The sequence below is a fragment of the Verrucosispora sp. WMMD573 genome, assembly GCF_027497175.1.
In the GTDB taxonomy this organism is placed as follows: domain Bacteria; phylum Actinomycetota; class Actinomycetes; order Mycobacteriales; family Micromonosporaceae; genus Micromonospora.
This window is the reverse complement of record NZ_CP114901.1, coordinates 2,530,775-2,552,403: the sequence shown is the minus strand read 5'-3', so window position 1 is coordinate 2,552,403 and position 21,629 is coordinate 2,530,775. Positions and strand designations below refer to the sequence as shown.

Genomic DNA, 21,629 nt, shown 5'->3' with positions numbered 1-21,629 from the left:
CGAATGAGCGATGACTTGTGCGGGAGCCGCCGGACCAGAGCCCGCCCCTACCGCCGAACCCGCCAACGAACCGGGCCATCGTAGCGGCATCGTGCAACGCGGCGACTCGGGTGGGTCATCTGGTTCAACGCTTCCGACGGTGCGGCGGACATCGGCCGCACGGTCAGCCGCGGGCCCGGGACCTGACCAACCTCGGGATCGCGGCCAGCCCGGTGACCGGTCGGAACGCTCGGGCCGCGTTGACCAGTGCGGCGTACTCGTCCTCGGTCAGATCGATCTCCGCGGCGGCGGCGTTCCGCTCCATCTGCTCCAAGCTGGAGGCGCCGGGAATCGCCACCACGTTCGGGTGACGCAGCACGTACGCCAGGGCGATCTGGCTCGGCGTCGCGTCGTGCGCGGCGGCCACCTGGCGCAACGTCTCGATCAGCGCGCTGCCGCGCTCCAGGTTCTCCGGCAGGAAGTACGGGTTGGCCCGGCGGACCGCGCCGACCGGCGGATGGTTCGCGTCGTACCGCCCGGAGAGAAAGCCCTGTGCCAGCGGGCTGTACGCGATGACCAACCGGCCGGCCTGCTCGGCGTACCGGAGAAGATCCTCCTCCGGTTTGCGGTCCAGCATGCTGTAGCGGACCTGGTTGCTGAGCACCCGCCGGCCCAGCGCCGTCTCCGCCACCTGCCAGCGGCGCAGGCTGTAGTTGCTCACCCCGACCTCGGCGACGAGGCCGACGTCCTGCAACGCGCGCATCCCGCGCATGGTCCGGTGGTGACTGACCAGCGGGTTGGGTTGGTGCACCTGGTAGAGGTCGATGCTGGTGACGCCGAGCCGCGCCGCCGAGGCGACCGCCCGCTGCTGCACCACCGACGCGACCGGCAGCACCGGAAGAATCTTGGTGGCGACAGCGACCTTGTCCCGATCCGTGGCCAGCGCCGCGCCGAGGAGCCGTTCGCTGCGACCGAAGCCGTAGACCTCGGCGGTGTCGAAGACAGTCACGCCCAGCTCGACGGCGCGCTTGACGATGTTCGCCGCCAGCCGCTCGTAGTCCGGGCCGTACCCCCACTCCCGCGAGCCGAACTGCCATGTACCGAGACCGATCCTGGACAAAGGCTTCGGAGTGTCGAGCCGCACGTAACGCATGGGTCGACGCTACCCGTCGCGGCGTACCACGGCCGCAGCTCGACTCGACGACGGGACCTCGGGTTATCGTCATGATCGTGACCTACCTCGCCGCTGACACGCGCTATGACCAGATGACCTATCGGCGCAGTGGAGCCAGCGGGCTTCGGCTGCCCGCGATCTCGCTCGGCCTGTGGCACAACTTCGGCCCGGACCGCCCCTTCGAGCGCCAGCGGGACATCGTCCGGCGCGCCTTCGACCTCGGCGTCACCCATTTCGACCTGGCCAACAACTACGGGCCGCCGCCCGGCTCCGCCGAGGAGAACTTCGGCCGGATGCTCGCCGGTGATCTCAAGCCGTACCGCGACGAGTTGGTCATCTCCAGCAAGGCTGGCTACCTGATGTGGCCCGGACCGTACGGTGAGTGGGGTTCCCGCAAGAATCTGATCGCCTCGCTCGATCAGTCGCTGCGCCGGCTCGGCCTGGACTACGTCGACATCTTCTACAGCCACCGGTACGACCCGGACACCCCGCTGGAGGAGACGATGGGTGCTCTGGACGCCGCCGTCCGCGCCGGCAAGGCCCTCTACGTCGGCATCTCCAACTACAACTCCAAGCAGACCGAACGGGCCGCCGCGATTCTGCGCGACCTGGGCACCCCGTTGCTGATCAATCAGCCCGCGTACTCGATGTTCAACCGGTGGACCGAGCAGGACGGGCTGCTCGACACGCTGGAGCGGGTCGGCGCCGGATGCATCGCCTACAGCCCGCTGGCCCAGGGGCTGCTCACCGATCGCTACCTCGACGGCATCCCGGCCGATTCCCGGGTCCGCACCAGCGTCTTCCTCGACGAGGGCGATGTGAACGAGCAGCGCCTGGCCACCATCCGGGGGCTGGCCGCCATCGCCCAGCGCCGGGGCCAGTCCCTCGCGCAGCTCGCCCTCACCTGGGCGCTACGCGACCCGCGGATGACCAGCCTCATCATCGGCGCCAGCAGCGTGGCGCAGCTGGAGGCGAACATCGCCGCGGTGGAGAACCTCGACCTGACCGCCGAGGAGTTGGCCGAGATCGACTCCCGGCTCACCTGAGCGGGCCCTCTTCGACACGAGCCCGGGCCGCCCGTCACCGATCGGCGGGTCGTCGGACCCTGCCCCCCGGGCCGGTGCCCAGTCTTAGCGTGGACGGTGGAGGTGGGCCATGCGAGTGGCAGTGTTCAGCACCAAGCCGTACGACCGGACGTTCCTCACCGAGGCGAACGCCACGGCCGGTCACGACCTGAACTTCCTGGAGCCGAGGCTCACCCCACAGACCGCCCGGCTGGCCGAGGGGTCGGACGCGGTCTGCGCCTTCGTCAACGACGACCTCTGTGCCGAGGTGCTCGACCAACTCGCCGAGATCGATGTCCGGGTGGTGGCGCTGCGCTCGGCCGGTTTCAACAACGTCGACGTGGCCGCCGCCCGCAAACGGGGCCTGAGCGTGGTGCGGGTGCCGGAGTATTCACCACACGCGGTGGCCGAGCACACCGCCGGCCTGATCCTCGCCCTGAACCGCAAGATCTACCGGGCCTACAACCGGGTACGCGAACACAACTTCGCCCTCGCCGGCCTGCTCGGCTTCGACCTGCACGGGCGTACGGTGGGCATTGTCGGCACCGGGCGGATCGGTGTCTGCGTCGCCCAGATCATGGCGGGTTTCGGCTGCCGGGTGCTGGCCACCGACCCGTACCCGAACGACGCGGCGAGCGCCGCCGGCGTGGAGTACGTGCCGCTGGAGCAGTTGCTCACCGAGTCGCACATCGTCACCCTGCACTGCCCGCTCACCTCGGACACCCGGCACCTGATCGACGCCGAACGCATCGCCCTGCTCCGCGAGGGCGTCATGCTGATCAACACCGGCCGGGGCGCGCTGGTGGACACCCGGGCCGTGATCGACGGCCTCAAGAGCGGCCGGATCGGCTACCTCGGCCTCGACGTGTACGAGGAGGAGAGCGACCTGTTCTTCGAGGACCGCTCCGAACGGGTGCTCGGCGACGACGACTTCGCCCGACTCACCACCTTCCCCAACGTGCTGATCACCGGGCACCAGGCGTTCTTCACCGATGACGGCCTGCACAACATCGCCACCACCACCCTCACCAATCTCTGCATCGTCGAACGAGACGGTCCCGACGCCGTCCCCACCCCGGCCCGGGTCTGCTGACCCCACCCCGCGACCGTGCACTTCCGGTCGCCGAGATGCCGGACAAGGCGGATCTGCCCCGACAGAAAGTGCACGATCGCGGGGGCTAGTGGGGGTGGCGGCGGTAGGCGCGGGGGGTGTGGCCGGTGGTGCGTTTGAAGGCGACACTCAGGGCGCTTTCGGAGCCGTAGCCGACCAGTTGCGCGATGCGGGCCAGGGTGTCGTCGGTCCGGCGGAGCCGGTCGGCGGCGAGTTCCACCCGCCAGTCGGTGAGGTACTCCAGCGGAGCCCGGCCCACCACCGTCCTGAACCGTGCGGCCAGGGTCGAGCGGGAGACCGAGGCGGCCCGGGCCAGTTCCGCCACCGTCCACGGGTGCGCCGGCCGCTGGTGCATCTCCCGCAGCGCCACGGCGACCACCGGGTCACCGAGGCCGGCCAGCCAGCCGGTGGCCGCTCCGGCGGCACCGGCGAGGTGGTGGCGGAGCATCTGGATCAGCATGACGAGAGCGAGATGGTCGGCGACGAGGCCGGCGGCGACCCGCTGCTGTCGCAGTTCCCTGTCGACCTGGTCGATGGCCCAGTGCAGGATGGCGGCCTCGGCGGCCGTCCCGGGCACGTGCACCACCGGGGGCAGCGCGTCGAGCAGCAGCGTGCGGGCCCGTTCGCCGAAGTGGAACGCACCGCCGACGGCCGCGAAGTCGTCGCCCGTCCCGGCACGGGCCACCCCGCCCGTCGCCGCCAGGAAGATCGGTCCCGCCGGCACCGGGACCGCCTCCGGGTCACTGAACAGGGTGTACGACCAGGAACGGGTCAGCAGGTAACAGTCGCCGGCGACCAGGGGCAGCGAGTCGGCGGAACCGTCGAGGCGCAGCCAGCAGCGCCCCCGGCGGACCGCGTTGAACTTGATTCCCGCGGGCGCCTCGAACTCGACCGCCCAGCTGCCGCCCGCCTCCATACTGGCGGAGACGTGGCCGCTGGCACCGACCAGAGCCAGCACGTCGTGCAGTGGATCCACCCCAGCTCCTGGACTGACTCGAAAGAGAACTGGACGCAAAACCATAGTACGTCCGGCAGCGGGAACCTAACGTTGCTCTCGTGAACGACAACACGAAGACCCACGCCCGGGTCGTCACCCCGTTCGGACCCCGGACGACCGCAGCGGAGGTGCTGGACGGCGTCGACCTCACCGGTCGCCGGATCATCGTCACCGGCGGCGCCTCCGGCCTCGGCACCGAGACCGTACGCGCCCTGGTCGGCGCCGGGGCGGAGGTGACCGTCGCCATCCGTAGACCAGCCGCCGCAGCCGACCTGGTCGAGGAGACGTCGGCCCTGCCGGGCTCGGCCCGGGCCGCCCAGCTCGACCTGTCCGACCTGACCTCGGTAGCCGCGTTCGTCGCGGACTGGCAGGGACCGGTGGATGCCGTCGTCGCCAACGCCGGGATCATGGCAGTGCCGCAGCGTGAGCTGACCGCGCAGGGCTGGGAGGCGCAGCTCGCCACCAACCACCTCGGGCACTTCGCGCTCGTCACCGGCCTGCACGACAACCTCCGCGCCGCCGGTTCGGCCCGCGTCGTCCTGGTCAGTTCGGGTGCGCACCTGCGGGCACCCTTCGATTTCGCCGACCCGCACTTCGAGCAGCGCGGGTACGACCGTTGGGCGGCGTACGGCCAGTCGAAGACCGCGACGGTGCTGTTCGCCGTCGGCATCGCCAACCGTTGGGCGGACGAGGGAATTATCGCCAACGCCGCCAATCCCGGCTACATCCTGACCAACCTCCAGCGGCACCTCGACGACGAGACGATGCGGGCCTTCGGGGTGCTGGACGAGGCCGGCAACCGGGTGCCGTTGGACTACTACAAGACGCCCGAGCAGGGCGCCTCGACCTCGGTGCTGCTGGCCGCCTCCCCGCTCGTCGAGGGCGTCACCGGTCGGTACTTCGAGGACAACCAGGAGGCCGAGGTGGTTCCGGTGCCCGCGGAGGCCGAGGCGGGGGTCGCCCCGCACGCCCTGGATCCGGCGGCGGCGGAGCGCCTGTGGGCGTACTCGGAGCAGGCCATCGCCGCCTGAACGGCAGCACGTGTCATCCGGGCCGTGGCCCGGGGAGGAACAAGTGTTCCTCCCCGGCCACGTCCGCCCCGGTCAGAACTGCACTGCCAGGTCCTCGTCGACCCCGACCAGTCGCAGTTGCTACAGGTCTTCACCGCCGTCCCGGGCAGCGGGCCGGCACGATCACGGCCGCAACGCCGCCACCGCCTTGACGAACCGCTCCACCAGTTCGCGGCAGTCGTTCGCGGTGACCGTCAGGTGCGGTAGCAGCGGCATCACCCCGATCGAGTAGCTGGTGAGCAGGCCGTACTCGCGGCACATCCCGCGCAGTGCGCTGACATCGCGCAGCGACCAGAGTTGGCCGTCGGCATCGTGCAACTCGACGCCGAGCATCATCCCCGTGCCCCGGACCGCACCGATGCGGGGTTCCGACTTCGCGGCGACCATCAGCATCTCGACCAGCTCGGCGGCGCGTCGACGCACCCTCGTGAAGAAGTCGTCCGCCGTGAGGATGCCGAGCACCGCCAGGCCCGCCGCCGCACCAACCGGGTGGCCGTCAGTGGTCGAGCCGTTGGGGAAGCCCAGCCGTACCGGCGGGTCGGCGAGGGCGTCGTAGATGTCGCTGGCGACGACCAGCGCGGCGAGCGGGAAGTAGCCGGCGCTGAGGCCCTTGCCGAGCACCAGCATGTCGGGAACCTCGGTGAGCCGCTCGATGTACGTCATCGCACCGACCCGGCCGGCTCCGGTGGTCACCTCGTCGGCGATCGAGTGGATGCCCCGACGCCGGCACTCGACGATCAATGTCTCCAGGTAGTGCGGCGGAGCAGGCCGGAACGAGGTGCCGGAGACCGGCTCGAACATCACGGCGGTGACTCGTTCCGCACCGACCGCCTCGACGGCCTCGATGACCGGGCGTACGCATTCACCGGTGCAGGTGGCGGGGTCACAGCTCACCGGCGGTGGGGTCGACACATGCACCACGTGCGCGTCGATCGGGGCGGAGTAGTCGTGCAGGATCGGTTCGTCGGTCAGCGCGGTCGCCAACGGTCCGGTTCCGTGGTACGCCTCGTGCAGGGCAATGACCGTGTGCCGGTCGGTCTCGCCGGTCATCCGGCGGTAGAACCGGGACAGCATGGCCGCCGACTCGGTCATCTGGCTTCCGGTGTTACCGAACCGCACGTGCCGCAGCGGTGCCGGCAGGACCGCCACGAGCGCCTCGGCATAGTCGACGGTCACCTGCGGTGGGTGCTCGTAGCGCAGGACCGTGCCGGAGGGCAGCAGATCGAGTTGACTGGTCATCGCCCGCTTCACCGGCTCGCACGAGTAGCCCAGCGTGACGTTCCACATCGACGAGCGGGCGTCGAGGTAGCGGCGTCCGGCGGCATCCACGAGGTGACTGTCGGTGCCGCTGACCAGGAACAGATCCGGACCGTTCTCCCGCAGGTGCGGGCCCATCGGGGTGAGGCCGTGCCATACCGCGTAGGGAGTGTTCGTCATGCTCATCTCCGCTGGGTGAGTGGGGCAAGGGAGTCCAGTGCCGTGCGGACGATCCGCGCCGCATCCGGTAGCAGACCGTCGAGCAGTGCCGCGCTCACCGGCGCGGGGATCGGGGCCCCCGTGAGCAGCTCGATGTGCTCGGCCCGGGCCACACCCGTGCGTACGAGGTGGTACGCCACCTCGGTCAGCACGGACCCGGTCTGTGGCTGCTCGTCCACCAGGATCACCGGTCGGTCCGGCAGCACCATCGCGGCGGCCCCGTCCCGATCCAGTGGGGCCGTGGTGCGCAGGTCGATGACTCTGGCCTGGATGCCGTGCTCCGCCAGCCGACGCGCTGCCAGCAGACTCTCGATGACGGTGTTGCCGATCCCGATCAGCGTCAGGTCGGTCCCGGGCCGGGCCAGGCCGGCGACACCGAACGGCAACGCGGCGGTGGAGGGCTCGGGCTCCGGCAGTTCCGCCCAGGTGGGAGTGAACAACCGCGGCGATTCCAGGACGACGACCGGGTCGGGGTGACGCAACGCGGTCCGCAGCAGTCCGCCGAGGGAGTTTGGCGATCCGGGTACCGCGACGACGAGACCGGGGATCTGGCTCAGCATGCCGTACGGCACGTGCTCATGCTGTGCGCCGAGCTGCTCACCGCCCCGGGTCAGCCCCCGGATCACCAACGGCACACAGAACTGACCGTCGCTCATGTACCGCCAGGTGGCGACCTGGTTGACCAGTTGGTCGAAGGCGCTGAACAGGAATGCCACCCGGTTGACGCTGAACAGCACCCGCCGGCCCACCAGTGCCATGCCCAGCGCCATGCCGAGCATCGCGTTCTCCGCGATCGGCATCCGGACCATTCTGTCGGCACCGTACTCGGCGATCAGGTCCTGCTGCTGGTAGGTGCTGAAGTGGCTCAGCGCCGGCTGGTGGTCGAACGCTTCACGGATCGCCTCGGCGGCCGGGTGGCGGCGGGTCACCGGCCCGCTCCGACCAGATCCGCGGTAACGCTGACCCCGGTCGTCGCGGTCGCCTGGTCCGGCTGCCCGGCGGCGAGCGCGGCCAGCAGTATCGCGTCGATCTCGGCGGCGACCTCGGCGCGCAGGTCGGTCAGGTCGGCCGGAATGCGTTCGGCCGCCACGGTGAGCGGATCACGCTCGGCCCACCGTCGTCGCTCCTGCTCCGGCCGGTACGACGGCGGCGGGTGCTCGCCGAGTTGGGCGTGAAAGTCACGCAGGTAGGTGTGCGCCACGATGACCTGCGGCCCGGCGCCGGCCCGGCAGGCGTCCAAGGCGACAGTGGCCGCGTCGCGTACCGCCTCGACGTCGTTGCCGTCGACCTCGACGTGCGGCACCTTCAGCCCCCCGACGAGATCGGCGGGGCTCAGATGGCGGACCCACCGGCTGTCGGTCTGGTCCTGCCAACCGTTGTCCTCGCAGACCACGAGCAGCGGGAGCCGCTTCGCGGCGGCTATGGTGAGGGTCTCGTACGCGCCACCGGCACCGAGCGCGCCGTCACCGCAGAAGACCAGTGCGGCGCGGCCGGCACCGTCGAGCCGGGCGGCCATCGCGGCGCCGGCCGCGATCGGAAGCTGGGCGGCGACGATCGATGTGGAGCCGAGCAGCCGGTGGGCCCGGTCGGCGAGGTGCATCGAGCCGGACTTGCCGCCGCAGAGCCCACCCCGGCGGCCGAGGACCTCACGGATTATCGACTCCGGCGAGCAGCCCGCAGCCAGGGCGTGACCGTGGCAGCGGTAGAAACTGACCACCCACTCATCCGGATGCCGGGCGCCCAGCACACCGACGGCGATCGCCTCCTGGCCGGTGTACGGGTGGATCGTGCCGGGCACCAGGCCCTGCTCCGCACACCGCAGCAGGCTTTCCTCGAAGAGTCGGATGGTGAGCATGTCACGGTAGGCGGACAACAGGTCCATGGCGCTTCCCGTCGTTGGCTTCTCGGCGAGTGCGGTCCCGGGCGGAGATCGCAGAGCGCGGGGCGCCATACGTGATGCCGGTTCAACTGTCGGGTCGGCGAGGTGTGGCGTCAACGGCTGGCTTCGAGGATGGCGCGTTGGTGCCAACCTGCGGGCCGCCGTCGGCGGCGTCGATTGGCGAGATCGTGCCAGAGTCCTCGACGGGCAGCACCGGGCCGACGCCGCGTAGGCCACTCACACAGCCGCCGAGCAGCGCGGCGGTGGCGAACAGGATCAACGTCGGTGTCAGACCCCACCACTGCGCGAGCGCCCCGCCGAGCAGGGCGCCGACCGGAATCGCGAGGGTCGTCGCGGCCCGGCCGAGCGCGATGACCCGGCCCAACTGGTGGGCGGGTACGAGCGACTGTTGGAGGGTCGTGGTGGCGATGAACCAGATGGTGGCGCAGAAGGAGAAGAGGGCCTCGTAGACCACGAGGGTGAGGAAGGGCGGGGCGACGACGGCCGCCGGGATCAGGAACAGCGCGGCACCGGCCAGCGGCGCGAACATCGGCACGACCCGAGCCATGCCGAGGGTGCGGATGACCCGACCCGCGATCGTGACCGCGATAATCGACACGACGCTGCTGACGACGTAGGTGATGCCAACCAGCCCGGGTGAGAGGTGCAGGTGCTGGTAGGCGAAGACGAGGTAGAGCGCGCCGAGGGCGGAGCCGCCGAAGTTGAGCGCCGCCGCCGTCACGGCCACCCGTACCAGGACCGGACGGTGCCGCAACGCCGCGATACCCTCGCGCAACTGGTCGACCATCCCACCCACGACGGCGGGAGGCACGCTGGCCGGGTCGGCGACGGCGACGGGACGCAGCCTGGCGTACCCGACGACGCTGACCAGTCGGGTAGCCGCGTCGACGCCCATCGCCACGGCGGCTCCGGCCACCTGCACCAGCCAACCGGCGAGGGCCGGACCGGCGACCTGCCCGACCGAGCGCGCCCCGGCCATGGCCGAGTTCGCCGCGACCAGTCGCTGTGGCGGCACCAGGGTCGGCACGGTCGCCTGTAGGCCGATCGTGACAAGGGCACCGAGTCCACCCGCAACCACGGCGACCACCGCGAGCAACGGAATCACGAGTACGTCGAGCAGGGCGGCGACCGGCACCGTCGATACCACGGCCGCGTAGCCGAGGCTCCCGACGACGAGCAGCCGGCGCGGCGTACGGGCCCGATCGACGAACACGCCGAGTACCGGCGATGCCAGCGCCTGGGTACCGAACTCGATGGCGAACAACGCGCTGGCAACCAGCGGCGACGCCCCCAGGTGGAGGATCGCCAGGGTGGGCAGCGCCAAGGCGGTGATCTCGGTACCGACGACACCGATGCCGTGCGCCGCGACGAGTGGGCCCAGCCCTTTTGCCCGGTGCCGCAGTCGCTCCAGTCCCGCAGTCATCAGCGCAGGGTAGGCCGGACCGGATGGCACATCTGTGCCACGACCAGGTACGGACTCCTTGACCATGATTGATGCCGTCGTTACGGTGGCGCCTAGCTCCGGGCGGAGAGGTGGCTGGCAGGACCGGCCGCAGGCAGGACGCGAGGCACCCCGAACGGTTCGGCCGAACCCATGGATCGCCGCCCGGCCTTCCCTGGCGAACGTGCTGCCGAGAACCTTTCTCCTGCTGCGTTGGAGCTGGTCATGGCACTCATTCGGCACGACGAACTCGACAGCGACGCCGTCGCGTACCGGGTCTTCGGGGTGACCCGGGACAAGAGGGCCTGGCGGGCAGCCGACATCATCGGCGATGCCTTGCGTCGCAGCGACTGGGACCGCACGGAGATCGCCTGGCGGGCCGCCTCACGTGGCTACTACGCCGAGCAGGCCGGGCTGGTCGCCGCGGCCACGCTCGCGGCACACACCGAGGATGCGCCGTTGCGCTTCAGCCTCGCCCTGGCCACGGCCGACGAGGCACGGCACGCCGACGCCTTCTACCAGTACGCCCGCGCGATCGGCGGCGATGTCGAGCCGGACGCGCAGGAGACGATGGAACCGCTGGACGAGATGCTGCTGAGCCTGCCGCACATGGGCCGGGCACTCGTCCACACGATCCTGGAAGGACTCGCGGCCGACGAGTTCATCCTGTTCAGCGAGATCTTCGCCGGAGATCCGCTCGGTCGGCTGTACCAGGCGGTGCGGACCGACGAGATCCAGCACATCGCCATCGGGCTCAACTACCTGTCCCGGGTCTCCGCCACCCCGGCCGGCGCCGAACTGTGGCGCGAGCACGGTCAGCAGTGGCACGACATCGGCTTCGACGTCACCGCACTGGACAGCATCTCCACGTCCTGTGCCCGGTTGACCGGCCGCGACCCGGAGCAGGTGCGGGCCTGGTTCGTCCGGCGGCACCGGGCCCGGCTACGGGCCGCCGGTCTGTCCTTCGTGAGGGGAGGTGAACGGACATGAAGATCAAGAAGGTGGCCATCAAGAAGGTCACGCACGGCTCGTGCAAGTACCACGTGATTCTCAAGCAGCAGGGCAAGTGAGCCCGGTGGTCCGGGCGGGACTCACCCGCCCGGACCAGCGCGGTCGCCCCTCGGCACCCACCACCTCCTGTCAACCGTGCCGGACCTCGGAGACGATGACGATGACCATCTGCCTCGCGGCCATGCCGTGGCAGTCCCTGGACTGCCCCTCGCTGCCCATCGGACTACTCAAGGCCGTCACCGTCGCCACGGGCCGACCGGAACCGCTGACCTACCACGGTGGGATCCGGTGGGCCGAGTTCCTGATCGAGGCCACCGACGGTGACCTGGGGCCATCGGAGTACACCGAGATCGCCGAGGAGGGCCTGTTCCATGGGCTCGGCGACTGGGTGTTCGCCGGGGTGCTGCACGATGACGAATCGTTCGGGATCGCGCAGTTGCGCTGCTATGCCGAGGAGCGCGGCGTCGACATCGAACGGGTCGTTCGAATGCGCGCACACGCCGCGGCCTTCGTCGAGGCGGCGGCCCGCGAGATCATCGCGACCGGGCCGGCCCTCGTCGGGTTCACCACGACGTTCATGCAGAACGCGCCGAGCCTCGCGACGGCCCGGCGGATCAAGGCTTTGGCACCGCAGGTGCCGATCGTCTTCGGCGGTGGAAACTGTGACGGCGCGATGGGTGCGGCAATCCACGCCAACTTTCCGTTCGTCGACTACGTGGTTCGCGGTGAGGGTGAGGTCGCCTTTCCGGCGCTGCTGGACGCGCTCGACGGCCGGATCGACTTGGCCGGCGTACCGGGGCTGTCCTGGCGCGGCCCGGACGGTCGGCACGACAACCCACAGGGCCCGCTGGTCCCACCGGCGCTGATGCCGATGCCGGACTACGACGACTGGTTCCAGCTGATCGCCGAGTCGCCGGTCGGTGAGTACGTGGAGCCAAAGCTGGTGCTGGAGAGCGCCCGGGGCTGCTGGTGGGGCGAGAAGCACCACTGCACCTTCTGTGGTCTCAACGGCACCGGCATGCAGTTCCGCGCCAAGCCGCCGCAGACCGTCATCGAGGAGCTGACCTCGCTGGTCCGGCGCCACCAGACGCTGGACGCCATCATGGTCGACAACATCATCGACAACCGCTACTTCCGAGAGCTGCTGCCGAGCGTGGCCGCGCTCGACTGGGATCTGCGGATTCACTACGAGGTCAAATCGAACCTGCGCCCGGACGAGATCGCGGTGTTGCGGCAGGCCGGCGTCACCCACGTCCAGCCGGGCATCGAGTCGCTGGTCAGCCCGGTCCTCAAGCTGATGGACAAGGGCGTCACCGGGGTACGCAACGTCCGGACGCTGCGCGACTGCGAGGCGGCGTCACTGACGGTCTCGTGGAACTGGCTCTACGGCTTTCCCACCGAGTCCACCGCCGACTACGAGGCGGTGCTGCGGCAGCTGCCGGCGCTGGTCCATCTGCAACCACCGGCCAGCGCGGCCCGGATCCTACTCGAACGTTTCAGCCCGTATTTCGAGAACCCGCTGCTGGGCTTTCCCACCCGCCGGCCCGCGAAGCTGTACGAGCACGTGTACGCGCTCGCGCCGGACCGCCTGATGGACATGGTCTACCTGTTCGACACCGATCCGGCCGGGCTCTCCGACGCTGAGGCCGAGGGTCTGCACAAGCTCATCGAGGTGTGGATCGACGCGTACCCCTCCAGCTCGCTGCGGATCCTGCACGCCGACGACCAGGAGATCGTCCTGGAGGACCGACGGGTCGGCTGGCCGGAACGGGACCACCGGATCACCGGATCTGGGTTCGTGGCCGCGTACCGCGAGTTGGAGAACGGGCGAACCGCCAAGGCACTTGCCGCCCGGGTGGCCGGGTACGGCCTCAGCGCGGACGACGTTACCGACTGGTTGGCGGGACTGGCCGGGAACGGACTGGTCTTCACCGAACAGAGTCAGTGGATCACCGTGGCGACTTCCACCGAACCATTGAAGGTGAGCTGATCTGCGATGACGACGGCGACGAGTACGGCCGTTACCTTCGATGCGCTGCGCGATGACCCGGCGGCCTACAGTCTGCGTGCCGTAGAACTGCCGGAGCCCCTGCGGTTCGGACACTCGCCAACGCAGGACCTCGACCTGCTGCGGCTGCTCCGCGCGGTGACCAGCCACGCGGTTCGGCTCCGGTGGGCGCTGAGCGGTCGCCCCGCGTTCCCCTTGCACACCTACTCGCACCTGCTGCCGCCATGCCTGGGGATGGAGTTCGACGACGTCGCCCACACCGTGGCCTGGGCTCGCGACTACCGCTATGGCTCGTTCTACTACCGCCGAGGGCCGGGGATAGTCACGATCAAGGATGTCCGACCCGGCCAACCCGCCGCTCGGATGGTCATCGAAGAGGGCGCTGACCGGTTCGCCCGGCTCGCCGAGTCGGTGGACGGCCGCTCGGACATCGTCGACGCGGACCTGGTCGCGGACGCGGTCGAGGCAGGCCTGGCGGTCCAGGCCGACGACCGGACGCTGGTTCTACCGTTTCGGATGCGGCACTGGCCGGTGCCGTACCTGTCGGTCTGATCAGATCCAGCCGCGACGGGCGGCATGGACACCGGCCTGGAAGCGAGTGCTGGCATCAAGTCGGTGCATCATGTCCGATACCCGCCGGGCGAAGGTACGCCGGCTCATGTGCAGGGTGACGGCTGCCTGATCGTCGGTCAGGCCCTCGCTGAGCGCGCGGATCAGGTCGTCACCCTCGTCTGACCGGGCGGTTGTCCGGGCGGACCGGGCCCGTTGCAGCGCGGTGTCCCACATCAGGCCGAACACCGTCGCCAGCGAGTCGCCCATCACGACACTGCGGATCCGCGTCAGTCGATCACTGCTCGGCCGCACCGGATCCTGGTGCGGTAAATAGACCACCGCCCGGTCCCGGACAACGAGAAAGTACGGCAGGTGCAGCGGGGTCGGCAGCGCGACCCCGTCGCGGGCGAGAGTCGCCACCGGGTCGGCCAGTGGTTCCCCGCCCGGGGTGAAGAGCACCCGTACCTTCAGGTTGCGGGCGCGAAGCTCGCCGAAGACCCCGGACGGCAGCGGCATCTGCCCGAGGGCGGGCGCGATGACCAGGAGTTCGGTTCGGGTCAGGTCGACCAGCTCGGCGCTGAGCAGGACGGCGCTGATGTCGGCGCTGAGCACGCGTCGATCCTGATAGGCGGCGCGCTGCACGAGGTTTCTGTCGGTTACGGTGGAATGTGTGACTGGATTATCATATATCACTTCATGTGCCCATCGATAACGGCAGGGGTGACCGACCGACTGCCCGGCTTTGGCGGCTTCACTTCTTCCCTGCGACCGGACATTGTCTCGACGCCTATGGTTTACGCGTCGTTCACAGATTCCACTGCCGCATGATTTCCCAGCCGTCGAGCCGGGCAGCGGCCCGCCCGCATAGATCAGCCAGATTGTGGTCGGCCGACTCGGTGTCGCAAATGGCGACGTAAGCCCCTATCCACATCAATCCGGCACGCTCAATGACCTTGACGTGTTCAACTCGGTCACCGTCCACCCGACAGCCGAGGATCAGGTCTTTGAGCCGTTCGGGCGTCAAAGGCGTCCGTGCCGTCGTCATTGGAATGAGCGTTACGGCTGACAGCTGCACGTTTCCATCCAATTGTCGTAGGCATCCCCCACCGACACCCCCGGTACACGTGGACTACCTCAGCGGCATGCCCCAGGAGAACCCGGCGGCCGGGTCCTCGACGTCGTTCACCGGCTGCCTGGGGTGGACGATCGGTGCGGACGCGCCAACCACGAGGGCCAGGGCAGCAAAAGCGATCTTGATGCGACGAGACATTGCGCCTTCCTTCCCGAATCAGGTGATTTGCCTTGCCGGTGCCAATGAGCACCGTTGATGGAGCCAGTCTCTTGACCAAGACGAAGGTGGTCAACAAGATCCAGGTGACGGGATCGCGCCAGGCGGGATTCCGTCAGCGCGATCGGATCTTGCCAGCCCTCATTGCCATCTGACAATCTCTTCCGGCAACCGCCGCAGGGCACGCACACTGAGTGGGAGGCGCAGAGTGTTCAGCACCCTGGGTATATCGACCACCGCCGAGGCCGTTTACATGACCATGTTGCGCCAGTCGACCTGGGGTATCGCCGAGATCGCCGAGTCGTTGGAGATCGACACCCAGCAGGTACACGACGCGCTCGACGAGCTGATCGAACTCGCTCTGGTCAGCGAGTCGCCGGTCAGCCCGGGCAGCCTGAGGCCGACCAGCCCCAAGGTGGGTCTCGCGGCGCTGCTCGCCCGCGCGAAGGCGGAGATAGCGCAGCAGCAGTACGAGATCGAGGCCACTCAGGCCGCCATCCATGCCCTTTCCGAGGCGCACCAGGCCGACCACCAGGACCAATTAATTCAGATTGTCCAACTCGAATCGGTACGTCAACGCTTGCAGCAACTCGCCCGGTTGACCCAGAAGGAATGCTTGTCGTTCAACCCGGGCGGCGCGCACCGGCCGGACGCGATGGCCGCCAGCAAGCCGGTCAACCAGGAAGCGCTGGAGCGGGGTGTCACCATCAAGTCGATCTACCAGGAAAGCTTCCGCAACGATCCGGGCACCCTCGCGTACGCCCGCTGGTTCAACGGCCTGGGCGGCGAGACCCGTTGTCTTCCGGTGGTCCTGTTCCAGATGGTCATCGTGGATCGCCGCATCGCGTTGCTTCCAGTCGACCCCAACGACGCCCGAAAGGGCGCCATCGAGATCCACAACGAGGGAATCACCGCGGCGCTCAGCGCGCTGTTCGACCACGCCTGGTCGACAGCCACGCCGTTCGGCGCCGCGGCGACTGTCGACGAGAACGGGCTCGAACCGACCGAACGCCAGTTGCTCCAGTTGCTCGGCGACGGCAACACTGACGAGGTGACCGCCCGCAAACTCGGGCTGTCGGTGCGTACCGTCCAGCGAATGATGTCCGACCTGACCGCCCGGCTCGGCGCGGAGAGCCGCTTCCAGGCTGGTGCCAACGCGGTCCGGCAACGCTGGCTGTGATCTCGCCCGCGCCCCCGCCCCGGAGGGGCCGTCATGCGGCACCCCGGGGCGCGGGCGCGGCCACTCACGCCGACGCTTCGCAGATCAGCCAGCCACCGTCCTCGCGGAGCAGTGACACCATCCGGTCCTGCGTCGTGCCGTCGGCGTAGTTGACGCGGACTCCCACGGTGCCGGTCGTCTTCCACGGTAGACCGTTGACCCGCAGCTCACCGGTCATCTCGTGGGAGCTTGGCAGCCGGGCATCGATCGCCGACGCGAACGCCTCCGGAGACTGGTCGGCGCGGACCTCGGGGCAGAGCATCCCGTACGCGTCGTCGAAGCGCCTCTCCTCCAGCGTGCGGTAGTAGTCGTCCACCAAATCCTTGGCGACGCCACCGCTGCGCGCGGTCAGGAAGACGATCGAGCCCGCACCGGCCAACACCAGAAACACCACCAAACCAGCCATCACCCACAACACCGTCTTTCTGGTCTGCGCCGACTCCCGCTGTCGTAGATTCATGCCAAGACCTCGTTCCGCGTCGCACCGTCATACGGCCCGACCACGCTCAGCCTGATGATCCGCTCGCTCATGCCACCGCCTCGACCTTCGTGCCGGTACCGAACACAGCGGTGGTCGCTCCGGCCGTTTCCGCGCCGTCGATGACCAACTCCTGGCCGGTGAGGAAACTCGCCTCTGCGGAGGCTAGGTAGTGAAACGCCGCAGCGATCTCGTCCGGCGCGGCGTGCCGTCCGGCCGGGATCTTGGCGTTCACGTCGTCAAGCATGGCCGGCGTGTACTCGGCCAGTTGCATCGGCGTCAGCACCGCCCCAGGGCTGACGCACGCCACCCGGATCCAGGGACTCAGTTCCAGGGCGAAAGTCCGACACAGCGCCACGATGCCGGCCTTGGTGGCGTTGTAGTCGGCGTAGAACGGGTACCCCCGTGCTCCATTGACCGAGGCGGTGGCCAGCAGGACCCCGGCCTGCTGCTGCACCATCACCCTGGCCGCAGCCTGCCACAACCCCAGCACGCCGAGCAGGTTGACGTCGACGACCCGGCGCGCATCGGCCTCGGTCAGCTCCAACACACCGTGCCGGACGCTGACTCCCGCGTTCGCGATCACCACGTCGATCGGCCCTGTCTCGGCCACCTGCCGTACCGCGGCGCGGGTCGCCGACCAGTCCGCAACATCGGCTTCGATCCACGTCACCGCAGGGTGGTGCGGAACGGTGGGAGGTCCTACGTCGAGGTTGATGACCCGGTCGCCGCCGCTGGCGAAGCGTTGCGCTGTCGCCCAGCCGATGCCACTGGAGGCACCGGAAATGATTACCGACCGCATCGGACTCTGCCCTTCCTGTGTGGCCGTGGTGGGCGCCACACCGCGCCCACCCCGGTGGTCCTGGTCTTTCCTGGTCAGACGAGCACCCGACTCCTAGCCGGCGCCCCGGTGGCCCTCCGCAGGTTGCGGCTGACCGTGATCTTCTTGAGCCACCGGTCGGTCCCGTCGTAGCGGGCCCGGAACGACTTGCGGCCGTGCACCGCCTGGTAGTTGTCCACGATCAGCAGCGTCCCGCGCTCCACCACCACATCGTGCTGATGCGCGAGCAGCTGCGTGTGCAGCGCGTCCAGCGCACGTTGGGCGGTGACGTCGTCGTCGCCCCCCACGCACTGCATGAACGGCAGGTCGATCCGCAGGTACGGCCGCGCCGGATCGCCGAACAGCACCGCCACCGGCTCCGGAGCGTCCCGCATCCGCTCGACCAACCTGAGCGCCGGGTGGTCCGGCTGGCTCAGGGTGAGCTGGCGAATGTGCTCGTCGTCGGGTCGGATGTGATACCGGGGCTGCCGGAGCACCTCGACGTCGGCCGCGTCCAGGGTCAGGTCCCGGACCGACGCCACCGTGGTGGCCACCTTGTCCTCGTTGCGCACGCCGAACAGCAACAGGTAGTCGCAACGGTGCGGATGGAACGCATCCTCGGTGTGGAACTCCAGCAACGCCTCGCTACCGTGCCCGTTCTGCCGCTCCTCGTCTCCGGCGATCGGCACGATGTTCTGCACCAGCCGTCCATCCTGAAGCGTGGCCCAGGTGAAAGGATCCCCCAACGCCATGCCGCACAGCGCCATGAACACCTCGACCTCGGTGACCTGGGCGCCACGCTGCTCGGCGTTCCAGTGCCTCGGCGTCGGCCCAGCTTCCCGATCGTCGATCGGGAAGCCGTGGACCGAGCAGGCCGCCGCCGGCTCGCCGTGCCGGAACTCGTCCAGGAACTCCCACAGGCCGGGCGGCAGGTGCCGCACCGCGTACCTGTTTCGGTCGTAGAACTCGGGGCGAAGAGGGTCAGCGAACGGTGCCGACCGGATCGTCTCGGCGATCGAGGCCAACGACGCGAGATCGGCGTCGCTGAGTTGATAGCGGGGCCAGTCGTTGCTCACTGCGACACTCCAGAGTCCGCCGCCATCGCCCGGACCAGGCTCGCCGGCCGCATGTCGGTCCAGGTGGCCTCGACGAAGGCGAGGCAGTCGTCCCGACCCGCCGGACCGTGCGCCACCGACCAGCCGGCTGGTACCGGGTTCGACTCGGGCCACAGGGAGTACTGCGTCTCGGCGTTCACCAGCACCAGGTAGGTGCCGTCCTGCCGGTCGAACGGGTTGGACATCTCAGGCGCTCCGAGGGGCGGACGGGACCAACTCGAACAGGATCCCGGACGGCGGCGCGGCCACCTGACGTTCGCGGACCAGCTGCCAACCGGCCGCGCGGAACGCCGACAGCCACTCCTCCCGACTCGGGATGTAGACGCCCATCAGCGCGTGGATCAGCTCGAAGCCGAGGGTGAAGATGGTGGTCGTCTCCGGGCTGGCCGGACCCGGGGTGCGGACCACGTCGCAGAGCAGCAGCCGCTTGACGTTCGGGAACGCCCGCCGCAGGTTCGCCAGCCCATCCACGCACCGCTGCATCGGCCAGAAGTCGTGCCCCATGAAGACACAGGTCACCACCTCCACGTCCGCGAAGACCTCGGCGGGCTCCAGGGTCAGCACGTCACCCCGCACGATGTGCACCCGACCCTCCAGGCCCGCGTCGGCCACCGACTTCTCGGCCAGTTCCACCGAGCCCTGAGCGATGTCGACACCGACTGCGGTCACTGACGGATCACGCTCGGCGATTCGGATCAGGCGTTGCCCGGAACCACAGCCAAGGTCGGCGATCGTGCCGAAGTCCAACCCGGTGATGATCTCGTCGAAGAGGGGTTCCACCTCGCTGTCGCCGATCAGGCGGGAACCGATCGCCACAGCTCGCATGTCGCGGTGGTAGAAGTCGCCGACCCGCTGCTCCGGTGCCGCGACGTCGGGAGCGATGGAGAACAACTCGCCGCAGCCCTTGACCACCCAGTAGAAGTAGCCGCGGGCGGCGAACACGTCCGCGAAACCCGGGCCGACGATGTAACGGTCGCCATCGGTGTCCACCACCTTCGCCCAGACCATGGTGTCCAGCAGGCGGCGGACGACACCGTGGTCCAGACGGTTGCCGGCCGCCGTGGCGACGTCGGTCCCGCCCTCGGCGTGCAGCAGGTCGAGCAGGCCGAGCTGGTGGCTGGCGGAGATGGCCGCGGTGACCACATAGGACGAGAAGAGGCTGGCGGCGGCACCGACCGTGTATGAGGGAGTCGTTGTCGGACGTGCCGCAGCAGTTGTGTCGGTCATTGTTTCCTCCTTGGTGGATCAGGGCGCCGCCGGAGCCGATTCGGCCCACAACGCGTCCATGGTTTCGTGTGAGATATGCCGTTCCAGATCCGTGGTGGCGGCATATCCCATATTGATGATCGTGCGGATCCCTGCGGTAATTGGATATACCCGGTGCAGGGTGGTGTCGGTGCGCATCAGATACAGGTCGCCGGGCACGAACGAGGCCGAATATGTCGGCCCGTCAAGGAACGCTCGATGAATTTGCGGGTCGTTCTTGTTCCACGTCGTGCCGGGCACGCACTGCACGAAACCGCCGTGCTCGACCGCCGGGCACTCGATGATCCACACTAATGCGAAGGCGTAGTCGTCCCAGTGCCAGCCGTGCGTGTCGCCGGACTCCTCCAGCCGGGTGATCACGTACTGCTCCGGCTCGTACGGGCACGGCAGCACGGCCTCCCCAGCCACCTCGGTGAGCAATTCGAGCAGTGCCTCCGAGTGATAGATCGCCGGGATGACGGTGCTGCGGCGCACTACCTCGTCGCGCCGCACGTTTCGCATTCTCCGTAGGGTGTTGCCGGTCGACGCGAAGCGCAGGTCACGGCGGACACCCGCCGCACCGACCAGCTCCAGCACCTCGGCCGCGACGGCAGCCTTCACCTCCTCCGGCACGATGAAGGACAGTTTCGCGAGACCGAACCGGGAGAGATGCTCGCGCGCCTCGGCCAACTGCTCCGAGTTCACCTCGTGCGCCGCGATACTTACCAGAGGATCCACCAATGAAGCTTCCATAATTACCTCCTATTCGCTTCGATTACGCATTTGTCGCCCTTTGCCGGCATCACGCTCGCGGCACGGGACGGCGCACAATCCATTGCAGGACGTGGTCATCGGACGCTTGACCGAAGAAACTCGACGAGCAAGGCGTTGACGGCTTCCGGGCGCTCCAGATAGCCGAAATGCCCGCACCGGGGGACTTCCTCGAAACGAGCGCCGGGAATGCTCTCGGCCACCTCCCGCCCCAGGTGCGGCGGCGTCACCAGATCGTCGGCGAAGCCGATCACCAGGCAGCCGTCCGGCGGCGGCGTGAGCCGGCGGTACGCGTCGAGCCGGTCAGCCATCCGTTCCAGTTCCGTCTGAGCTTCTGCTACCTCGATGGAGGGTGGAAAGAACTCCATCAGGTCCAGCCAGGAACGCGCCTGCTCCTCGTCGTTGAGCGTGTGCGGAGAAAGGCTCTGGATCAGCCGCCAAACGGCGTACGTCCGCGGTGGAAGCTTGGCCTCCCCCAGGGCGATGGTCGCCTCCGCCGAGGCGAGCACTCCCCGGAAGGTGTCGGTCCGGCCCCGGGTCGCCATCAGCACCGCCTGCTGCACGACGTCCGGACGGGCAACCATCACCTCCTGCACCACGTGCGCGCCCATCGACGTGCCGATCAGTCGGGCCCGACCGCCGCAGATGCGCTCCACCAGCGTGACGACATCGCCGACGATGTCCTCCACCGTTGGCTTCGCGGCACCCGGCGGCGACGGCGAGATCCCTCGGTTGTCGAAGGTGAGGACCCGGTAGCCGGCCGCCACCAGTGCCGGCACCTGGTGCAGTTGCCAGACGCTGCCCGGACTGCCGGTTCCCATCACCAGGACGACCGGCTCACCCGCACCACGCTCGGCATAGTTGATCCTCGTACCGTTGGCCACCACGATCGGCATGACTGGCTCCTTCG

General features: G+C 68.8%; 23 protein-coding genes. 7 read left to right on the top strand and 16 right to left on the bottom strand.

Features of this window, described 5'->3' with window-relative positions; translation table 11 throughout:
* Positions 1-163 precede the first annotated feature (163 nt).
* Positions 164-1,132: an aldo/keto reductase gene (locus O7601_RS11705; protein ID WP_281566190.1), complete on the bottom strand. Its 969-nt coding sequence runs from the start codon at positions 1,130-1,132 to the stop codon at positions 164-166.
* Positions 1,133-1,203: 71 nt separating this feature from the next.
* On the opposite strand from O7601_RS11705, the gene mgrA reads away from it, so the two are divergent.
* Entirely contained in the window at positions 1,204-2,199 is a 996-nt protein-coding gene (gene mgrA / locus O7601_RS11700) for an L-glyceraldehyde 3-phosphate reductase (protein WP_281566189.1), read from the top strand.
* Between the two features lie 109 nt (positions 2,200-2,308).
* The gene (locus O7601_RS11695) at positions 2,309-3,310 is read left to right on the top strand and encodes a 2-hydroxyacid dehydrogenase (RefSeq protein ID WP_281566188.1); all 1,002 of its coding nucleotides are present in this window, start codon (positions 2,309-2,311) and stop codon (positions 3,308-3,310) included.
* An 85-nt stretch (positions 3,311-3,395) separates the two neighbouring features.
* Here O7601_RS11695 and O7601_RS11690 read toward each other — a convergent pair whose 3' ends face one another.
* Entirely contained in the window at positions 3,396-4,304 is a 909-nt protein-coding gene (locus tag O7601_RS11690) for an AraC family transcriptional regulator (RefSeq protein ID WP_281566187.1), read from the bottom strand.
* A gap of 80 nt (positions 4,305-4,384) precedes the next feature.
* Here O7601_RS11690 and O7601_RS11685 point away from each other — a divergent pair, with 80 nt between their 5' ends.
* Positions 4,385-5,356 (top strand): SDR family NAD(P)-dependent oxidoreductase, encoded by a 972-nt coding sequence (locus O7601_RS11685; RefSeq protein WP_281566186.1) that lies wholly within the window; start codon positions 4,385-4,387, stop codon positions 5,354-5,356.
* 162 nt (positions 5,357-5,518) lie between these two features.
* On the opposite strand, the gene O7601_RS11680 is transcribed toward O7601_RS11685, so the two are convergent.
* The 4 genes from O7601_RS11680 to O7601_RS11665 all read right to left on the bottom strand — a co-directional run bounded on the left by O7601_RS11680 (position 5,519) and on the right by O7601_RS11665 (position 10,194).
* On the bottom strand, positions 5,519-6,832 hold the full coding sequence (locus tag O7601_RS11680) for an aminotransferase class III-fold pyridoxal phosphate-dependent enzyme (RefSeq protein ID WP_281566185.1): 1,314 nt from the start codon (positions 6,830-6,832) through the stop codon (positions 5,519-5,521).
* Between the two features lie 2 nt (positions 6,833-6,834).
* On the bottom strand, positions 6,835-7,800 hold the full coding sequence (locus O7601_RS11675; protein ID WP_281566184.1) for a transketolase C-terminal domain-containing protein: 966 nt from the start codon (positions 7,798-7,800) through the stop codon (positions 6,835-6,837).
* Positions 7,797-8,753: a thiamine pyrophosphate-dependent dehydrogenase E1 component subunit alpha gene (locus O7601_RS11670; protein ID WP_281566183.1), complete on the bottom strand. Its 957-nt coding sequence runs from the start codon at positions 8,751-8,753 to the stop codon at positions 7,797-7,799. The genes O7601_RS11675 and O7601_RS11670 overlap by 4 nt, the downstream gene beginning before the upstream one ends.
* 82 nt (positions 8,754-8,835) lie before the next feature.
* The gene (locus O7601_RS11665) at positions 8,836-10,194 is read right to left on the bottom strand and encodes an MFS transporter (RefSeq protein WP_281566182.1); all 1,359 of its coding nucleotides are present in this window, start codon (positions 10,192-10,194) and stop codon (positions 8,836-8,838) included.
* 243 nt (positions 10,195-10,437) lie between these two features.
* Here O7601_RS11665 and O7601_RS11660 point away from each other — a divergent pair, with 243 nt between their 5' ends.
* The 3 genes from O7601_RS11660 to O7601_RS11650 all read left to right on the top strand — a co-directional run bounded on the left by O7601_RS11660 (position 10,438) and on the right by O7601_RS11650 (position 13,783).
* A complete protein-coding gene (locus O7601_RS11660) occupies positions 10,438-11,202 on the top strand; it encodes a ferritin-like domain-containing protein (protein ID WP_281566181.1) in 765 nt (254 codons plus the stop codon).
* A gap of 181 nt (positions 11,203-11,383) precedes the next feature.
* Positions 11,384-13,213, top strand: coding sequence for a RiPP maturation radical SAM C-methyltransferase (locus tag O7601_RS11655; RefSeq protein WP_281566180.1), 1,830 nt, complete (start codon positions 11,384-11,386; stop codon positions 13,211-13,213).
* Between the two features lie 6 nt (positions 13,214-13,219).
* On the top strand, positions 13,220-13,783 hold the full coding sequence (locus O7601_RS11650) for a DUF5825 family protein (protein ID WP_281566179.1): 564 nt from the start codon (positions 13,220-13,222) through the stop codon (positions 13,781-13,783).
* Here O7601_RS11650 and O7601_RS11645 read toward each other — a convergent pair whose 3' ends face one another.
* From O7601_RS11645 to O7601_RS11635, 3 genes are all read right to left on the bottom strand, one after another.
* Positions 13,784-14,395 carry a hypothetical protein gene (locus O7601_RS11645; protein ID WP_281566178.1) on the bottom strand — a complete coding sequence of 204 codons (612 nt, stop codon included), beginning with the start codon at positions 14,393-14,395 and terminating at the stop codon, positions 13,784-13,786. It abuts the gene before it with no gap.
* 193 nt (positions 14,396-14,588) lie between these two features.
* On the bottom strand, positions 14,589-14,858 hold the full coding sequence (locus O7601_RS11640) for a hypothetical protein (protein ID WP_281566177.1): 270 nt from the start codon (positions 14,856-14,858) through the stop codon (positions 14,589-14,591).
* Positions 14,859-14,912: 54 nt separating this feature from the next.
* Positions 14,913-15,053, bottom strand: a complete 141-nt coding sequence (locus O7601_RS11635) for a hypothetical protein (RefSeq protein ID WP_281566176.1) — start codon at positions 15,051-15,053, stop codon at positions 14,913-14,915.
* Positions 15,054-15,279: 226 nt separating this feature from the next.
* Between O7601_RS11635 and O7601_RS11630 the strand changes: the two genes are divergently transcribed.
* Entirely contained in the window at positions 15,280-16,251 is a 972-nt protein-coding gene (locus O7601_RS11630; RefSeq protein ID WP_281566175.1) for a helix-turn-helix domain-containing protein, read from the top strand.
* Positions 16,252-16,315: 64 nt separating this feature from the next.
* On the opposite strand, the gene O7601_RS11625 is transcribed toward O7601_RS11630, so the two are convergent.
* The 7 genes from O7601_RS11625 to O7601_RS11595 all read right to left on the bottom strand — a co-directional run bounded on the left by O7601_RS11625 (position 16,316) and on the right by O7601_RS11595 (position 21,615).
* Positions 16,316-16,750 (bottom strand): hypothetical protein, encoded by a 435-nt coding sequence (locus O7601_RS11625; protein ID WP_281566174.1) that lies wholly within the window; start codon positions 16,748-16,750, stop codon positions 16,316-16,318.
* A gap of 67 nt (positions 16,751-16,817) precedes the next feature.
* Positions 16,818-17,570 carry an SDR family oxidoreductase gene (locus O7601_RS11620; RefSeq protein WP_281566173.1) on the bottom strand — a complete coding sequence of 251 codons (753 nt, stop codon included), beginning with the start codon at positions 17,568-17,570 and terminating at the stop codon, positions 16,818-16,820.
* A gap of 74 nt (positions 17,571-17,644) precedes the next feature.
* Entirely contained in the window at positions 17,645-18,664 is a 1,020-nt protein-coding gene (gntD, locus tag O7601_RS11615) for a guanitoxin biosynthesis L-enduracididine beta-hydroxylase GntD (RefSeq protein WP_281566172.1), read from the bottom strand.
* Positions 18,661-18,888 (bottom strand): MbtH family protein, encoded by a 228-nt coding sequence (locus O7601_RS11610; protein WP_281566171.1) that lies wholly within the window; start codon positions 18,886-18,888, stop codon positions 18,661-18,663. Before O7601_RS11610 ends, gntD begins: the two co-directional genes overlap by 4 nt.
* A gap of 1 nt (position 18,889) precedes the next feature.
* Positions 18,890-19,930: a class I SAM-dependent methyltransferase gene (locus O7601_RS11605; RefSeq protein ID WP_281566170.1), complete on the bottom strand. Its 1,041-nt coding sequence runs from the start codon at positions 19,928-19,930 to the stop codon at positions 18,890-18,892.
* 18 nt (positions 19,931-19,948) lie between these two features.
* Positions 19,949-20,638, bottom strand: coding sequence for a hypothetical protein (locus O7601_RS11600; RefSeq protein ID WP_281566169.1), 690 nt, complete (start codon positions 20,636-20,638; stop codon positions 19,949-19,951).
* A gap of 158 nt (positions 20,639-20,796) precedes the next feature.
* Positions 20,797-21,615 (bottom strand): alpha/beta fold hydrolase, encoded by an 819-nt coding sequence (locus O7601_RS11595; RefSeq protein WP_281566168.1) that lies wholly within the window; start codon positions 21,613-21,615, stop codon positions 20,797-20,799.
* Positions 21,616-21,629 lie beyond the last annotated feature (14 nt).

What these genes read in the sequence shown, in the direction of transcription:
- O7601_RS11660 (WP_281566181.1), top strand. Translation starts at nt 10,438, where the DNA reads ATGGCACTCATTCGGCACGACGAACTCGACAGCGACGCCGTCGCGTAC.
- O7601_RS11665 (WP_281566182.1), bottom strand. Translation starts at nt 10,194, where the DNA reads ATGACTGCGGGACTGGAGCGACTGCGGCACCGGGCAAAAGGGCTGGGC.
- O7601_RS11670 (WP_281566183.1), bottom strand. Translation starts at nt 8,753, where the DNA reads ATGGACCTGTTGTCCGCCTACCGTGACATGCTCACCATCCGACTCTTC.
- O7601_RS11610 (WP_281566171.1), bottom strand. Translation starts at nt 18,888, where the DNA reads ATGTCCAACCCGTTCGACCGGCAGGACGGCACCTACCTGGTGCTGGTG.
- O7601_RS11695 (WP_281566188.1), top strand. Translation starts at nt 2,309, where the DNA reads ATGCGAGTGGCAGTGTTCAGCACCAAGCCGTACGACCGGACGTTCCTC.
- O7601_RS11680 (WP_281566185.1), bottom strand. Translation starts at nt 6,832, where the DNA reads ATGACGAACACTCCCTACGCGGTATGGCACGGCCTCACCCCGATGGGC.
- O7601_RS11650 (WP_281566179.1), top strand. Translation starts at nt 13,220, where the DNA reads ATGACGACGGCGACGAGTACGGCCGTTACCTTCGATGCGCTGCGCGAT.
- O7601_RS11635 (WP_281566176.1), bottom strand. Translation starts at nt 15,053, where the DNA reads ATGTCTCGTCGCATCAAGATCGCTTTTGCTGCCCTGGCCCTCGTGGTT.
- O7601_RS11620 (WP_281566173.1), bottom strand. Translation starts at nt 17,570, where the DNA reads ATGCGGTCGGTAATCATTTCCGGTGCCTCCAGTGGCATCGGCTGGGCG.
- O7601_RS11605 (WP_281566170.1), bottom strand. Translation starts at nt 19,930, where the DNA reads ATGACCGACACAACTGCTGCGGCACGTCCGACAACGACTCCCTCATAC.
- O7601_RS11705 (WP_281566190.1), bottom strand. Translation starts at nt 1,132, where the DNA reads ATGCGTTACGTGCGGCTCGACACTCCGAAGCCTTTGTCCAGGATCGGT.
- mgrA (WP_281566189.1), top strand. Translation starts at nt 1,204, where the DNA reads ATGATCGTGACCTACCTCGCCGCTGACACGCGCTATGACCAGATGACC.
- O7601_RS11655 (WP_281566180.1), top strand. Translation starts at nt 11,384, where the DNA reads ATGACCATCTGCCTCGCGGCCATGCCGTGGCAGTCCCTGGACTGCCCC.
- O7601_RS11595 (WP_281566168.1), bottom strand. Translation starts at nt 21,615, where the DNA reads ATGCCGATCGTGGTGGCCAACGGTACGAGGATCAACTATGCCGAGCGT.
- O7601_RS11625 (WP_281566174.1), bottom strand. Translation starts at nt 16,750, where the DNA reads ATGAATCTACGACAGCGGGAGTCGGCGCAGACCAGAAAGACGGTGTTG.